General features: G+C 57.3%; 15 protein-coding genes. 9 read left to right on the forward strand and 6 right to left on the reverse strand.

What is annotated here, in order from left to right; genetic code table 11:
• Positions 1–349 precede the first annotated feature (349 nt).
• Both AC2FEB_RS03195 and AC2FEB_RS03200 read right to left on the reverse strand, forming a co-directional pair.
• Positions 350–1,579 carry a sigma-54-dependent transcriptional regulator gene (locus AC2FEB_RS03195; RefSeq protein ID WP_496672103.1) on the reverse strand — a complete coding sequence of 410 codons (1,230 nt, stop codon included), beginning with the start codon at positions 1,577–1,579 and terminating at the stop codon, positions 350–352.
• On the reverse strand, positions 1,576–3,357 hold the full coding sequence (locus AC2FEB_RS03200) for a sensor histidine kinase (RefSeq protein ID WP_496672100.1): 1,782 nt from the start codon (positions 3,355–3,357) through the stop codon (positions 1,576–1,578). The genes AC2FEB_RS03195 and AC2FEB_RS03200 overlap by 4 nt, the downstream gene beginning before the upstream one ends.
• Between AC2FEB_RS03200 and AC2FEB_RS03205 the strand changes: the two genes are divergently transcribed.
• Positions 3,356–4,537 carry a cytochrome P450 gene (locus tag AC2FEB_RS03205; protein WP_496672097.1) on the forward strand — a complete coding sequence of 394 codons (1,182 nt, stop codon included), beginning with the start codon at positions 3,356–3,358 and terminating at the stop codon, positions 4,535–4,537. The genes AC2FEB_RS03200 and AC2FEB_RS03205 overlap by 2 nt on opposite strands.
• Positions 4,538–4,648: 111 nt before the next feature.
• Here the strand turns inward: AC2FEB_RS03205 and AC2FEB_RS03210 are convergent, their stop codons facing one another.
• Entirely contained in the window at positions 4,649–5,131 is a 483-nt protein-coding gene (locus AC2FEB_RS03210) for an Lrp/AsnC family transcriptional regulator (protein WP_117869097.1), read from the reverse strand.
• A gap of 144 nt (positions 5,132–5,275) precedes the next feature.
• On the opposite strand from AC2FEB_RS03210, the gene cobA reads away from it, so the two are divergent.
• The 7 genes from cobA to infC all read left to right on the forward strand — a co-directional run bounded on the left by cobA (position 5,276) and on the right by infC (position 10,901).
• Positions 5,276–6,052, forward strand: a complete 777-nt coding sequence (gene cobA / locus AC2FEB_RS03215; protein WP_496672094.1) for a uroporphyrinogen-III C-methyltransferase — start codon at positions 5,276–5,278, stop codon at positions 6,050–6,052.
• Positions 6,052–6,366: a DUF2849 domain-containing protein gene (locus AC2FEB_RS03220; RefSeq protein ID WP_496672092.1), complete on the forward strand. Its 315-nt coding sequence runs from the start codon at positions 6,052–6,054 to the stop codon at positions 6,364–6,366. The genes cobA and AC2FEB_RS03220 overlap by 1 nt, the downstream gene beginning before the upstream one ends.
• Positions 6,367–6,431: 65 nt before the next feature.
• Complete coding sequence (locus tag AC2FEB_RS03225) at positions 6,432–8,096, forward strand: nitrite/sulfite reductase (protein WP_496672089.1); 1,665 nt, start codon at positions 6,432–6,434, stop codon at positions 8,094–8,096.
• Positions 8,086–8,847 (forward strand): phosphoadenylyl-sulfate reductase, encoded by a 762-nt coding sequence (locus tag AC2FEB_RS03230; protein WP_496672087.1) that lies wholly within the window; start codon positions 8,086–8,088, stop codon positions 8,845–8,847. The genes AC2FEB_RS03225 and AC2FEB_RS03230 overlap by 11 nt, the downstream gene beginning before the upstream one ends.
• Complete coding sequence (locus AC2FEB_RS03235) at positions 8,844–9,251, forward strand: DUF934 domain-containing protein (protein ID WP_496672086.1); 408 nt, start codon at positions 8,844–8,846, stop codon at positions 9,249–9,251. The genes AC2FEB_RS03230 and AC2FEB_RS03235 overlap by 4 nt, the downstream gene beginning before the upstream one ends.
• A 109-nt stretch (positions 9,252–9,360) precedes the next feature.
• Complete coding sequence (locus AC2FEB_RS03240) at positions 9,361–10,194, forward strand: ferredoxin--NADP reductase (protein WP_496672083.1); 834 nt, start codon at positions 9,361–9,363, stop codon at positions 10,192–10,194.
• Between the two features lie 245 nt (positions 10,195–10,439).
• The gene (infC, locus tag AC2FEB_RS03245; protein ID WP_254683828.1) at positions 10,440–10,901 is read left to right on the forward strand and encodes a translation initiation factor IF-3; all 462 of its coding nucleotides are present in this window, start codon (positions 10,440–10,442) and stop codon (positions 10,899–10,901) included.
• Positions 10,902–10,954: 53 nt separating this feature from the next.
• Here the strand turns inward: infC and AC2FEB_RS03250 are convergent, their stop codons facing one another.
• Genes AC2FEB_RS03250 through AC2FEB_RS03260 form a run of 3 tightly spaced genes read right to left on the reverse strand, consistent with a single transcriptional unit; the run spans position 10,955 to position 13,508 of the window.
• Positions 10,955–11,380 carry a hypothetical protein gene (locus AC2FEB_RS03250; RefSeq protein WP_496672080.1) on the reverse strand — a complete coding sequence of 142 codons (426 nt, stop codon included), beginning with the start codon at positions 11,378–11,380 and terminating at the stop codon, positions 10,955–10,957.
• Positions 11,381–11,421: 41 nt separating this feature from the next.
• Positions 11,422–12,738, reverse strand: a complete 1,317-nt coding sequence (locus tag AC2FEB_RS03255; protein ID WP_496672077.1) for an aspartate aminotransferase family protein — start codon at positions 12,736–12,738, stop codon at positions 11,422–11,424.
• The gene (locus AC2FEB_RS03260) at positions 12,735–13,508 is read right to left on the reverse strand and encodes a beta-keto acid cleavage family enzyme (protein WP_117869107.1); all 774 of its coding nucleotides are present in this window, start codon (positions 13,506–13,508) and stop codon (positions 12,735–12,737) included. Before AC2FEB_RS03260 ends, AC2FEB_RS03255 begins: the two co-directional genes overlap by 4 nt.
• 85 nt (positions 13,509–13,593) lie before the next feature.
• On the opposite strand from AC2FEB_RS03260, the gene AC2FEB_RS03265 reads away from it, so the two are divergent.
• The gene (locus AC2FEB_RS03265; protein ID WP_117869108.1) at positions 13,594–14,493 is read left to right on the forward strand and encodes a MurR/RpiR family transcriptional regulator; all 900 of its coding nucleotides are present in this window, start codon (positions 13,594–13,596) and stop codon (positions 14,491–14,493) included.
• Positions 14,494–14,505 lie beyond the last annotated feature (12 nt).

The following is a 14,505-nucleotide window of genomic DNA, read 5'->3' on the forward strand; positions in this document are numbered from 1 at the left end:
CCCAGACTTCCTTGAAACTATCCTTCGACACCAGGTCGGTATCGGATGCAGCGAAGTGAAACGAATCAACGCGATCCGCTCAATGATTTGTTCCCCGCCTTTCGATTTTCCATTTTACGCTTTTATTTCAGTGTGTTTAACCGTGAATTGAAACGATCCTCCGACGCACTCAAATCCCGAGTGCGAGATTCCGCACAGCAATTTTCCAGTTTGTGCGAAAACCCGCACACCCTCCGAATCAAGACAACCGAATCAATAGCTGCGAAACTGCAGTCCGCATTAGCGGGCTGCCTAGCCCAACAGCTTTAGACGCATGTTAATGCGGAAAAAGGTGGCGGGAGCCCGGCCGTTACCGCCGGTAATCTTCAGCCCGAATCTGATACCGTGCCAGCTTGTCGTAAAAAGTCTTGCGCGGCAGCTTCAACGCCTTCGCCGCATCTGACGCTTTGCCGTTGTGACGACCCAGCGCCGCGATAAGCAGTGACCGCTCGACCCGCGCCATCTGTTCGCTGAGGCCCAGATCTGTTGCCTGCGCGACTTCTTCCGGCATACCCAGCACAAACCGCATCGCGGCTGACATCAAGGATCGTGCGTTTCCCGGCCAGTCGCTCGCCATCAGCGACGCAAGATGCTCGGACGAAATCTCCGGGGCAGTAATTCCTGCCTGTTCCGCCGCCTGTGCCACGTAGTGACGGAAGATCACCGGAATGTCGTCGGGACGTTCTGCGAGGGATGGAATGCGCACGCGCATTACATCCAGCCTGTAGAACAAGTCAGCATTAAACCGCCCTTCGGAACTCAGCACCGACAGATCAGCCGTCGTTCCCGCAATGATACGCCCGCCCGGTCCATGCTCGATCAGCTCCAATGCCGCGTATTGCGTAGCTTGGGGCATGGCAGAGACTTCGTCCAGAAACAACGATCCGCCAGCGGCGTCTTCGCAGCTTTTGGCCAATTCATCGGGGCTGAGGCTTGAAGCGGTGCGTTTGACAAACGGCCCTTGCCCTGCGGGCGACATCAAATGCACGACCTCGGCGACCTTTGAAATGCCGCTGCCCGGCGGTCCTGTCACAAGTACCTCGACACCTGTCGGAGCGACTGTTCGAACCCGCTCGCGCAGCGCCTCGGCCTGCGGCGACAAGCCGAACAATAAGCGCGCGGCAGGGTCTCCACGTTCCAGCTCGGATTTCGCCGCTCTTTGCTCCAAAACCTGCGAACGCGCTGTGAAGGCGCGTTCAAGCACCTCCAAAAGGTCAGACGCGGCGCACGGCTTTTCCAGAAAATCGAACGCGCCCTTTCCCATGGCGTCGACAGCCATGGGAATATCGCCCTCCCCTGTCAAAAGCACCACGGGAAGATCCGGATCGATTTCCCGTGCATAAGACAAAAGATGGAACCCGTCCCGCCCGGGCATACGGATATCCGAGATAATGACACCGGGAAAATCGCGACGTATGTGATCCTTGGCCGCCACAAAGGATCCAGCGGTAATTGGCAGATAGTCCGCCAATTCCAAAGTTTGAGACAGGGCCCCGCGCACGGCAGCATCATCATCGACCAACAAAACCCTGCGCATCACGCGGCCTCTTCCTTGTCGCAAGGTTCCAGTTCGACGGTAAACATGGCCCCATCCTCCGTGTTCGCGCCCCGAATATCACCGCCGAAGCTTTGAACCAGCCCGTATGAAATCGAAAGCCCCAGCCCCAAACCTTCCGATGATCCAACGCTTTTCGTCGAATAGAAGGGCTCAAACATCCGATCGGGGTCTTCAATGCCGGGGCCTGTGTCCTGTAGGGAAACACTCAGCCGGGTACCTTTGCGCAGCGTTATCGCTATTTTCCGTTTAGGTCGCCCCAGCATTGCATCCGCCGCATTGTTGATCAGATTCACAAACACCTGCACCAAACGTACTTCCCCCCCCCACACATACACAGAGCTGTTCGGTGGCTCCCAGTTCAGCGTCACATCATCATCTCGCAGGCGGGCCTCTGTCAGTTCAACTGCGGTATTCAGAACCTGTATCAGGTCAACACGCCCCATTGGTTCGCTTTCGTTGCGGGCAAAAGCACGAAGGTTCTTGATGATCCGCGCCATCCGCGCCGCCATTTCGGATATTCGGCCCAGATTCTCGGCGGCCATTTCAGGTTTTCCCCGCGTCATGAACGCGGTGCCGTTGTCTGCAAATTGCCGTATGGCCATAAGCGGCTGGTTCAGTTCATGACTGATCCCTGCCGACATTTGCCCCAAAGCGCTGAGCTTACCCGCCTGAACCAGGTCCGCCTGGGCCCGCCGAAGCGCCGCCTCGGCTTCTTCCCGTTCCGTCACTTCCTTGCGTAAGCTGGCATTTGCAACCGTCAGGTCATGGGTACGTTTGGCCACACGGCTTTCCAGAACGGCATTCGCTTCTGCCAGCGCCCGCCGCCGCTCCATGGCAAGAAAGAGCATCGCCCCGAAAGCCAGACAAATAGCCGCAACAGCCGCTGCCTGAAGCCTGGCAAGTTGCAGCGCCGGTGCCACGTCCACCAGAACCTCGGCAGTCATATCGATAACCGGCAAATCAAGAGTCAGGTGAAGCGCATCTCGTGGCAGGTAACGCCCCCAGTTCAAATGCCACAACTCGTGCCTGCCAACTTGTTTTGAAGAAAAATCAACGGCCGCATCATCTGGCGGCGTCAATCCCGCCTCACCGTCCGCCCGGCGCCAGAACAACAGGTCGGATCTGTTGGAAATGAAAACAACACCATCGGAATCGACAAAGAAAACCGCTTCGGTACTGCCGCGCCACGTCTGTTCAACGTCCTGAACATCGGCAACAACCATCAGCGCGCCTTCGATCTGGCCAGACGGGCCAAAAGCAGGGGCGGCGTAGGAATAAATCCGGTCATCGCCCGCGGGCACAACCTCATGCGCACTGCCCAGTGCGCCCTGCATCGCACGACGGAAAGCTGGGTGCCCGGCCATGTTGCGCTGGGACACCGGTTGCGCCGACACCAAAACCTGCCCGTTCTTATCCAGATACATCATGTTTACGGCGGCAGTCTTGTCTGCAACGTCCAGCAACATTCCCCGAGCCTGGCGTATATCGGCCTGTGTTTCCAGTTCATGTAAAACGGGATGTGTTGCCATCAGCACGGCAAGTTCCTGGTACACTTGCATCTGCGTGCTCAGCCGGTCAGCCGCCAGCTCAAGATCGGCCTCTGCCTTCTCGCTCAGCTGAGACAGGGCCTGCCGATACCCATAAGACCAGACAAACCCCGACAATAACCCGACGGCGAGCAAAAAACCGGATATGAACCAAACCCTGTGCATAGACAGGGTCTTGCATTCAACGCGCCGCATGGCAAGTGTGCGGCGCATGAAGTCTTTTTCGCAAGCACCGACAGACCCGGGTTTCGTCCAAAACCCCTACCCGTTCTACGACATGGCGCGACGCACAGGCGATCTGTTCTATTGGCAGGACTACGGTATGGTCGCCGCTGTTTCATCCCGCGCGGTTCGCGCCCTGTTTCGGGATCGCAGGTTTGGACGAGAGGTTCCGCCCGAACTGGCAGAGCAAGGTCCCGCCCATCTGGCGCCCTGGCTGGTCATCGAGGCCCATTCACTGCTTGAAGCAGAACCACCAAGGCACACACGCCTTCGGTCGCTGGTTATGCGCGCCTTCACGTCACGGGCGATTTCTGCGCTGCAACCCTCTATCGAAGACCTTTGCCGCGGCCTGATCAAAGACTTCCCTTGTAATTCGTTCGATCTGTTGGAAGCCTATTGCACTCAGGTGCCGGTGATCACCATCTGTCGGCTTCTCGGCGTACCCGAAAGCATGGCCCCCGACCTGTTGCAGTGGTCACACGAAATGGTTGCCATGTATCAGGCCAATCGCACGCAGGACACAGAAGATAGGGCCGCCAAGTCATCTCGGGATTTTACCGGGTTCCTGCTGGAATACATAGAATTGCGGCGCAAAGATCCCGGTGACGATCTGATAACCCGGTTGATACGTGCCGAAGAAGAAGGCGAGAAACTGTCGCTCGACGAACTGGTTGCCACCTGCATCTTGCTGCTGAACGCAGGCCATGAGGCTACAGTGCATTCACTGGGGAACGGCGTAAAAACCTTGTTGCAGACCCATACCGCACCCGACGTCCTGGCACCTGATGGAATCGACGCAACCATCGAAGAGATTCTGCGCTATGACCCGCCTCTGCACATGTTCACTCGCTACGCGTATGAGGACGTCGATCTGTTCGGCCATTCATTCAAACGCGGCGAGCAAGTGGCACTGTTGCTTGGAGCAGCCAACCGCGACCCCGCTGTCTGGGCTGAACCGAACAGGTTTCAGCCGCGCCGTCCGATTGAAGTCAACACAAGCTTTGGGGGCGGAATTCACTTCTGTGTCGGAGCACCACTGGCGCGTCTGGAAATGCGTATCGCTTTGCCGATCCTGTTCGAAAGCTGTCCAAACCTGCAACTGGCTGCACCGCCACTTTATTCTGACAGCTATCACTTTCACGGGCTGAATCAGCTGTTGGTCAGAACTTGACCATTGCAACTCGCGCTGATCGGCGATGCCTCTGGCGATTATGAATCCGGCCGGATGAAAACACCCCGAAGGACGCGCCCGGAACGGGTGGAGGTGGCAGCGCCTCGGTTTCTAAGCCCCCTCGGCCAATGCATTCAGCGGCAGCATCGTCGTGGATTTGATTTCTTCCATGGACAATAAAGCCGTGACGTTATGCACGCGCACCTCCGAGATGAGCGACTGGTAGAACTGATCATAGGCACGTGCGTTCTTGACCCGGACCTTGAGAATGTAGTCGATGTCACCCGCCAATCGGTGCGCCTCTTGCACTTCGGGATGATCCTTCAATGCTTTCAGAAATTTACGTTGCCAGTCCGCCTCATGTTCCGAAGTTCGGATTAAGACAAAGAACGTGGCCTCGAACCCAAGCGCCTCGGCATCCAGCAGAACCGTTTGCTGACCAATAATCCCAGCCCCTTTGAGTTTACGGATACGATTCCAAACAGGCGTCTTTGAACTGCCGACCCGAGCCGCAATTTCGTCCAAAGATTGGCCCGCATCGCGTTGCAGCTCGGCCAGAATTTTTCGATCCGTGTCATCTATCCGCACCGACATTCCAATTTTCCTTCTGTTTCGATGCCCCTGTTCCGGTTTTCCAGAATTTCGGAACACTTGTCCTTATTTCAGCGGCGATATGGCGCTTTGGTGGGAATATTTCCTATATTGAGAGTCAAGTCAAACAACACCCGAGACGATCCGATGCAGGATTTTCACACGACCAACCCCATAGGCCATGTCGACTTTGTCGGCGCTGGGCCCGGTGACCCCGAGTTGCTGACGCTCAAGGCGCTGACTGCGTTTGAGCAGGCGGATGTGGTGCTGCACGATCGCCTCATCAGCAAACCAGTGCTGGACATGGCCGCTCAAAAGGCCGTTTTGGTCGATGTCGGCAAGGCCGGGTTCGGCCCCTCGTGGAAGCAGAGCGATATCGACGCGCTTCTGGTCGAATACGCCCTGAATGGCCACCGTGTGGTGCGCCTGAAATCGGGCGACCCCACGGTCTTTGGTCGTCTGGACGAAGAAATCGAGGCCATAGATGCGGCCGGTATATCCTGGCAGATCATTCCCGGCATCACAGCGGCCTCTGCTGCCGTGGCTGGCATCGGTCAAAGCCTGACTCGCCGCGGACGCAACTCGTCGGTTCGATTTTTGACGGGACACGACATGCAAGGATTCGCAGATCACGATTGGAACGCTTTGGCTCAGCCGGGTTCCGTCGCAGCGATCTACATGGGCAAGAAATCCGCTCGGTTCATTCAGGGTCGTCTGATCATGCACAGCGCAGATCGCGCCACGCCCATTACTCTGGTCGAGAATGCCTCGCGTCCGGACCAGCGGATATTGGCCACCACGTTGGACCAATTGCCCACCGATCTGGCCGCCGCCGAAATGGATGGACCGGCCCTGACCTTCTATGGCCTTGCCCCGCGCGAAGCGGCGCAGGCTGTAACCGAATTCAACAAGGAGCTTGCCTGATGGCCCGCGCTTTTTCCCCCAAAGTCGTCACTGCAAATGACTTGCTCGAAGGCGACGTGATTTATCTGACCGAAGATGACCGCTGGTCCCGTGACCTGAGCGAAGCAGAACTGATCACCGACGAGGCACATGCGCAGGTTCGCCTGCTGGATGCCGCGCGTCAGGCAAACAAAATCGTGGGCGCCTATCTGGCCGATGCCGTTTCTGGCGAAAACGGTCCCGAACCCACCCATTTCCGGGAAGACTTCCGCCGCACTGGTCCGTCCAACTATGCCCACGGCAAACAGGAAACTTCCCCGCAGCCCCGGGCCTGACCTCTGGCCCTTCTCTCTCCCCTTCAAGGCCCCAGGTTCGGGGCTGCAACCAAGGACAGCTAGACATGTATCGCTACTCCGAGTTTGACAAAGATTTTCTGGCAGAGCGTAACGCGCAGTTCCGCGCTCAGGTCGAGCGCCGTATCGACGGTTCGCTGACCGAAGACGAATTCAAACCCCTGCGCCTGATGAACGGTCTGTATCTGCAACTACACGCCTATATGCTGCGGGTCGCCATTCCCTACGGCACGCTGAACAGCGCACAAATGCGCCAACTGGCCCTGCTGGCTGAAAAGTGGGACAAGGGCTATGGCCACTTCACCACCCGTCAGAACATCCAGTACAACTGGCCTAAACTAAAAGATGTGCCGGACATGCTGGATGCATTGGCCGAGGTTGGCATGCATGCCATTCAGACCTCGGGCAATACCATCCGCAACGTGACCGCCGACCATTTCGCCGGTGCCGCAGCGGATGAGGTCGCCGACCCGCGCCCTTACGCCGAACTGCTGCGCCAGTGGTCCACCGACCACTCGGAATTCCAGTTCATGCCGCGCAAGTTCAAGATCGCGATCACTGGTTCGGAAAACGACCGTGCTGTGATCAAAGCGCATGACATCGGCCTGCAACTGGTCGAGCGTGACGGCGTTCTGGGTACTCGTGTCATCGTCGGTGGCGGCCTGGGCCGGACGCCAATGATCGGCAAGGAACTTTCCGAATTTGTCGCATTCGATGATCTGCTGGCCTATCTGGAGGCGACCGTTTCCGTCTGGAACCAGATCGGACGCCGTGACAACAAATACAAAGCGCGCATCAAGATCACCGTGCACGAGCATGGTATCGACGCCATCCGCGCCAAGGTGAACCAGCGTTTCCTTCAGGTACGCCCGCAGTTCAAAGGCGCGGATATGAACCTGCTGGAGGAGATCAAGGATCATTTCGCGCCACCAGCCTACCGTCAGGCTTCGGTTGCGTCGTTCGAAAGCGCCTACACCAACGATCCGGTCTTCCGCTCGTGGGTCGACACAAACATCGCACCACACAAGAACGCGGACCACGCAATCGTCACGATCTCGATCAAGAAGCATGGCCTGACACCGGGTGATGCAACTGCCGAGCAGATGCGCGTGATGGCCGATCTGGCCGAAGAGTTCGCCTATGACGAGCTGCGCATCAGCCATGAGCAGAACGTGATCCTGCCGCATGTCCACAAATCGGACCTACCTGCCATTCATGCGAAGCTGAAGGAACACGAACTGGCCACCGCCAATATCGGCCTGATCAGCGACATCATTGCCTGCCCCGGCATGGATTACTGCGCGCTGGCAACGGCCCGCTCGATACCGGTTGCTCAGGAAATCGCGACCCGCTTTGAGGATATGAAGCTAGAGCATGACATCGGACACCTGAAGATCAAGATCTCGGGTTGCATCAACGCCTGTGGCCACCATCATGTGGGCCACATCGGCATCCTGGGTCTGGATCGCGCGGGCGTCGAAAACTACCAGATCACCTTGGGTGGTGACGCAACCGAGACAGCCGCGATCGGCGACCGCACCGGTCCGGGCTTTGCCTATGATGAGATCGTGCCGGCCGTGGAACGCATCGTCGACACCTACCTGGATCTGCGCGAAAGTGCTGAAGAGACCTTTCTGATGACCTATCGCCGCGTCGGCATGGCCCCATTCAAGGCCGCCCTCTACCCCGAGGCTCGGGCGAATGCCGCTTGACCTGATCCAAACGGAACTGGGCAAAGATCGCAGCGACCTGACCGAGAAGGTCAACGTATTGAATGCCCGGTTTCGCCACCACAGCGCACATGATGTGATGCATGGTGCCATTGAAGAGATCGACGAACTTGCTCTGGTCTCCAGCTTCGGTGCGGAATCGGTGGTGCTGCTTCATATGGCTGCGGTGGTCGACAAGACGACACCGGTGCTGTTCGTCGACACCCAGATGCTGTTCACCGAAACGCTGGAATACCAACAGGAAGTCAGCGAGCGTCTGGGGCTCAAGAACATCAAGATCATTCGGGCGGATGACGAAGACATTCGACGTGAAGACCCCTATGGCGCGCTGCGTACGCGCGACATGGATGCGTGCTGCAACCTGCGTAAGACATTCCCGTTGCAACGGGCATTGACCGGGTATTGCGGCTGGATTACCGGGCGAAAACGGTTCCAGTCCGGAACGCGCGCCGCGCTCGAGTTTTTCGAGGTCGAAGACGGTACGGGCCGGATCAAGGTCAATCCGTTGGCCCACTGGGCGCCGGACGATGTGCGCGCCTATATGGAAGAAAACAACCTGCCCCGGCATCCGCTGGTGGCCAAAGGATACCCATCGATCGGCTGTGCGCCCTGCACCTCGCCGGTGAAGGAAGGCGAAGACCCTCGTGCCGGACGCTGGCGCGATCAGAACAAGGAAGAATGCGGCATTCATTTTGTCGACGGCAAGATGGTGCGCATCGGAGAGAAAACATGAACGTAATCGTAACGGATGAGGGCTTTTCGCCCGATGACTGGACCGACGGCTTTGTCACTCTGGACGATGCCGCGAACGACGTGGTTGCGCTGGACGTCAGCTCGGACACGGATCCTGATGAACTTTATGATCGGTTGGGCAGTGCCAGGCTGGTCCGGGTGGATTTTCCATCCTTTGCCGATGGTCGCGGCTTTACCATCGCCCGCACCCTGCGCCTGAAGGGCTATACGGGACGCTTGCGCGCCAAAGGTCACGTTCTGGCTGACCAATACGCCATGGCGCGTCGCAGCGGCTTTGACGAAGTTGAGATTGACGGAGACCTGGCATATCGCCAGCCCGAAGATCAGTGGCTTTCCCGGGCCAACTGGAAAGAGAACAACTATCAGGCCCGTTTGCGCGGTTAAAGGCCGCACATCGCCGGCTTGTGACACAAAGGGGGCAATCTGTCCCCTTTTCCTGACTTGGATCAACGATTAAACGGAGATGTCGGTTTAGCAGACCGACAGGTAAACGATGACAGAGATGAAGCACGTGAGCGAAGCAACTGCCGTAAAGGCCCCCGTCCTGCCGGATGCGCAAACCGTAACCGAGGTCAAACACTGGACCGACAGCCTGTTCTCTTTCAAGGTGACGCGCCCCGCCACGCTGCGTTTCCGCTCGGGCGAGTTCGTGATGATCGGTCTGCTGGGCGATAATGGCAAGCCATTGCTGCGCGCCTATTCAATCGCCTCGCCTTCGTGGGACGATGAGCTCGAGTTCTATTCGATCAAGGTGCAGGACGGCCCGCTGACTTCGAAGCTTCAGCATATCAAGCCCGGTGACCAGATCATCCTGCGCCCAAAGCCGGTTGGCACTTTGGTGCATGACGCCCTGCTGCCCGGCAAGCGTTTGTGGTTCTTTGCAACCGGCACCGGCTTTGCCCCGTTTGCTTCGCTGCTGCGTGAACCGCAAACATATGAAGATTATGACGAGGTCATCATCACCCACACCTGCCGCGAAGTGGCCGAGTTGGAATACGGTCGCCAATTGATCGACAGCATCCGCCAGGACGAAATGCTGGCCGAGCTTATTGGCGAAGGCTTCGCTGACAAGATCCGTTATTACCCGACGACAACGCGCGAAGAGAGCCCCAAGATGGGCCGGATTACCGACCTGCTGAAGGATGACACCGTGTTCAGGGATCTGGGCATAGGAGGCGGAATCAAGCCCGAAACCGACCGCGCGATGGTCTGCGGTTCGCTGGCATTCAACCTGGATATCAAGGAAATCCTTGAAGGTTTTGGTCTGCGCGAAGGCGCGAATTCCGAACCCAAGGAGTTTGTGATCGAAAAGGCCTTTGTCGGCTAAAGGTAGGTTGCGTTCGGAGCTTTGTGGCCCCGAACGCAAAAAACACCGGACAAAACACTGTTTTTTCGCAACTGCCGGTGTTTATGCCGCTTGAAGTGCGGCCCGGCCCGGTTTAAATTCCGGGCTCGAAATTCTGCAATTATCAAAGGAATGAACCCATAGCTCGCAGACCTCACAACGCGCCGCCACAACGTGACACTGGCCCGCGCGTCAATGACAAGATCCGTGCCCCCGAAATCCGCCTGATTGGCGCCGAAGGTGAAAATGTCGGGGTGGTTCATCCCGCCAAAGCCATGCAGATGGCCGCCGATGCCGGTCTTGATCTGGTCGAAATTTCGCCCAATGCGAACCCACCGGTCTGCAAGATCATGGACTTCGGCAAATTCAAATATGAAACGCAGAAACGCGAAGCCGAAGCCCGCAAGAAGCAAAAGATCATCGAGGTGAAAGAGGTCAAGTTCCGACCCAACACCGACACGCATGATTACGATGTGAAGATGCGTAACGTATTCAAGTTTCTGGAGAACGGCGACAAGGTGAAAGTCACCCTGCGCTTCCGTGGCCGCGAAATGGCACACCAGAACTTGGGCCGCGAATTGCTGGAGCGTGTCGCTGAGGACATCAAAGAGCTGGGTAAGATCGAAAACATGCCGAAAATGGAAGGCCGCCAGATGATCATGATGATCGGCCCCCTTCCGCAGAAATAACCCGGCCCAAATACCGAAACGATCAAAGCCCCTTCACCTTCGAAGGGGCTTTTTTAAGTCTCTTTCCTGCTTTTCAACCAATGAGCCGCATCCCTGAAGTCGAACACCAACGATGTGATGTCGACGATCAGAAGCAACCAAAGAAAGCGAACAAAGGCGGGGCTTAGGAATTCTTCTGAAATCAGCAGAAGCGTCACGATGACGACCAGCGGCACCCAGCACAGAACGTGCGGCAGGGCCATCGCGCCGCTCATCCCGCGGGCAGCCACCATGATCGGTACGTTCAGCGCCATGCCCGCAATTGCAAGTAAAGCAATCAGATGCCCCTGTGGCTGATCAAGAAAGGCCAGCGGAAACAGGTTAACCGGCACCAAAAAAGCGGCCACCCAGATCTGCACCCACAAAGGAAGCGCTCGGAAACTGCGCCAGATATCCAGCACCATGGACTTCGCCCCATACTGATAATTCGCCGGCGACATTAACAAACGTGCTGCGGGCGAACAGGGCATTCACAGTATTGTCAGAGCACTGCTGAAAGAGCGCGTTCCAGTTTTCCGACAAGCTCACCTATCTGTTCTTCTTCTATAATGAAAGGCGGCGCGAGCAGGATATGGTCTCCGTTCCGACCATCCCGGGTGCCCGCCATGGGATAGCAGATCAACCCCTCGGCAAGTGCTGCCTTCTTTAGCTTTCCGGCAATTCCCAGCGATGGATCAAATGGTGTCTTTGCCTCACGGTCTGCCACCAGTTCCACACCACGGAACAGGCCACGGCCCCGCAGGTCACCCACATTCGGGTGCTGTCCAAACGCGGCCTCCAGGGCGGATTGCAGTTTTGTCCCCATGACCCCGGCGCGCACTGGTAATTCACGTTCTGTTAATTCACGGACCACCGCAAGGGCGGCTGCCGTGGCCACGGGATGGCCGACATAAGTGTGACCATGCTGGAAAAACCCTGATCCATCACGGATCGCATCATATATCTCGCCCGTGCACAACATCGCCCCGATCGGTTGATAGCCTGCGCCCAACCCTTTGGCGATGCACAGAATATCCGGTGCGACGCCATCGTGATCGCAGGCAAACAGATGACCGGTGCGCCCCATTCCACACATCACCTCATCCAGAATTAGCAACACTCCGTATTGGTCGCAGATTTCGCGGATGCGCTTGAAATACCCCTGAACCGCCGGAACCGCGCCAAGGGTAGCGCCGACGACAGGCTCGGCCATAAAGGCCATCACAGTGTCAGGCCCCAGCCGCAGGATTTCCGCCTCTAACTCATTGGCGACGCGTTGACCGTAGTCAAAGCTGCTCTGGCCCTCAGGTTTCTCGGCGTATTCAAAACAGGCCGAAATATGTGTCATATCGATCAGCATCGGAGCAAACTGTGCCCGTCTCCAGGCGTTGCCACCAGCTGACAAAGCCCCCAGCGTGTTGCCATGGTAGCTCTGCTTGCGAGCTATGACATGACGACGTTCAGGCTGACCAACCTCCAGGAAGTACTGACGCGCGAGCTTGATCGCCGCTTCGGTCGCTTCGGACCCGCCCGAGACGAAATAAACCCGGTCCAGGTCTCCGGGAGCATACTGGATCAACAGATCCGCCAATGCTTCAGCCGGTTCGGACGTCATGAACCCGGTATGTGCAAAGGCGATCTTTTCCACCTGCCGTTGCACCGCCTGTATCACCGCCGGGTTCGAATGCCCCAGACAGGACACTGCCGCGTCGCCGCAATCCAGATACCGCTTGCCGCTGGCATCGATCAGATAACAGCCATCTCCACCCGCCGCGATGGGAAGGTCGGATTTTGTGTGGCGCGGGAAAACATGACTCATGTTTCAGTCCTTCCAAGAGTTTCAACCAAAGCAGCGACCGAAGCCGCGTTATCCGCCCACGGTGCGCCACCTGGGCCCGTTAAGCTGTTTTCAAATCCGACCCGCACGTCGCCACCGCGCCGCGCAGCCTCGGCCAGACAGGCATGTTCCTGCGCCCCAAAAGCGCATACCATCCAATTTGACCGACTGAAGGGAAACACATCCAGATCCGCAGGGTCAGATTGCTGACCTTCGCTATACCGACCGAGCACAAGCAAACGGTCTGTCTGATCCGCTTTCACCACGCCTTTCAATTGCCAGTCTTCAAGCAAGTCCACGTCTTTCGCGTCATATAGAATATGCTGAACCCGCGTCCCCTGATCCGCGCACAACGCGTAGACCCGAGGCGCAAGATCAGGATCTCGCGCGATCTCTCTGACCGAAATGGATGCCCATTCTGGTTGAACCTTCTTCAGGCACTCAAATTGCGCTGTGACGTCGAAAACTCCTGCCGACTCGGTTGTGATCTGAACATCCATACCCGGCGCCGCACGCTGCAATTCGGTCAGCGTCTCGCGATACAATCCGGCATCCAGCGAATGGTTGCCTTCAGCATTCCGTACATGCAAATGCACGCCGTTCGCACCCGTCGCATGACAGCCACGTGCAGTCATGATGATCTCGTCCGTTGTGACTGGCAGCGCCGGGTGATCCCGTCTGCCCCGCCGGGCGCCGTTTGGTGCGACCAGAATATACGGCCTGCCAGAGGCTTTTGCTGCGTTCGATGTCATGACGTCCTCTTATCCTGCCTCCAACTAATGCGATCACCTTACGTTTTCAATTTACCCATATAAAAACATATGTTTTATATTTCACATGACGCACCCTCTCACCTCCTTGGTTACGCAATTGCGCCGCGAGATCGATGAGATGCCGGCGCAAATGCAGGTCGCCGCAAAATACATCATCGATCATCCCGGCGACTTCGCATTGAATCCAATCCGAACCACCACCGATCGCATCGGCATCAGCTCGAATGTTCTGATCCGGCTGGCGCAACGCATGGGATATGACAGCTTTGACGCTTTTCGACGTCCGTTTCGAAACGCTCTGACAACCGACGGCGAAGACAGGTTTGGGCAAGACTGGCTGGAACACCTAAAGGAACAAGGGCAGTTTGGTGCGGCGCAGGCACGATTTGCGCAGAACGAAATAAATGTCGTGTCCAGATCGCTGCGGCTCATGGCCCCTCATTTGACGGAACAGGCCGTCGCGCACATCAGGTCGGCGCGCCGCTGTTATGTGACTGCCACACGGTCCAGCCATGCGCTGGCCTATTATTTTCACTACGCCGGTCGCATGGCCCATCCCGGGCTTCAGTTGGTGCCCCGCCACATGGGCTCGGCCATCGACGACCTGGTCGAAGCCACCGCCGAGGATTGTCTGTTTGCCATCACGGTTCACCCCTATTCCGCCGACACGATTCAATCGATGCGCTTTGCGCGCGACCGGTCGATGCGTATTGTGTTGCTGTCGGACAGCAAGGTTATCGCGCCGGGGGTGGAACCGGATGTCGTCCTCCCTGTCAGCACACGAACCCTGCACCCGTTTTCAAGTTTTTCAGGGGCAATGGCCGTCTTGGAATGTCTGCTGGGGCATCTGTTTGACGCTGAGGGAGAGGCCGCCAGAGAAAGAGTGGAAGCCTATCAGAAGGCGCGGGAAGATACCGGAGCGTACTGGCGCCCCGGCGTTTTGCCAAAGCTCAGAAAACCTTGAACCAAATCATTC

It is taken from the genome of Ruegeria sp. YTSC106, from assembly GCF_059609765.1.

Coding starts and splice junctions, on each gene's coding strand:
- AC2FEB_RS03235 (WP_496672086.1), top strand. CDS start 8,844: ATGAACGTAATCGTAACGGATGAGGGCTTTTCGCCCGATGACTGGACC.
- AC2FEB_RS03255 (WP_496672077.1), bottom strand. CDS start 12,738: ATGAGTCATGTTTTCCCGCGCCACACAAAATCCGACCTTCCCATCGCG.
- AC2FEB_RS03220 (WP_496672092.1), top strand. CDS start 6,052: ATGGCCCGCGCTTTTTCCCCCAAAGTCGTCACTGCAAATGACTTGCTC.
- AC2FEB_RS03265 (WP_117869108.1), top strand. CDS start 13,594: ATGACGCACCCTCTCACCTCCTTGGTTACGCAATTGCGCCGCGAGATC.
- AC2FEB_RS03225 (WP_496672089.1), top strand. CDS start 6,432: ATGTATCGCTACTCCGAGTTTGACAAAGATTTTCTGGCAGAGCGTAAC.
- AC2FEB_RS03240 (WP_496672083.1), top strand. CDS start 9,361: ATGACAGAGATGAAGCACGTGAGCGAAGCAACTGCCGTAAAGGCCCCC.
- AC2FEB_RS03210 (WP_117869097.1), bottom strand. CDS start 5,131: ATGTCGGTGCGGATAGATGACACGGATCGAAAAATTCTGGCCGAGCTG.
- AC2FEB_RS03200 (WP_496672100.1), bottom strand. CDS start 3,357: ATGCGCCGCACACTTGCCATGCGGCGCGTTGAATGCAAGACCCTGTCT.
- AC2FEB_RS03250 (WP_496672080.1), bottom strand. CDS start 11,380: ATGTCGCCGGCGAATTATCAGTATGGGGCGAAGTCCATGGTGCTGGAT.
- cobA (WP_496672094.1), top strand. CDS start 5,276: ATGCAGGATTTTCACACGACCAACCCCATAGGCCATGTCGACTTTGTC.
- AC2FEB_RS03260 (WP_117869107.1), bottom strand. CDS start 13,508: ATGACATCGAACGCAGCAAAAGCCTCTGGCAGGCCGTATATTCTGGTC.
- AC2FEB_RS03205 (WP_496672097.1), top strand. CDS start 3,356: ATGAAGTCTTTTTCGCAAGCACCGACAGACCCGGGTTTCGTCCAAAAC.
- AC2FEB_RS03230 (WP_496672087.1), top strand. CDS start 8,086: ATGCCGCTTGACCTGATCCAAACGGAACTGGGCAAAGATCGCAGCGAC.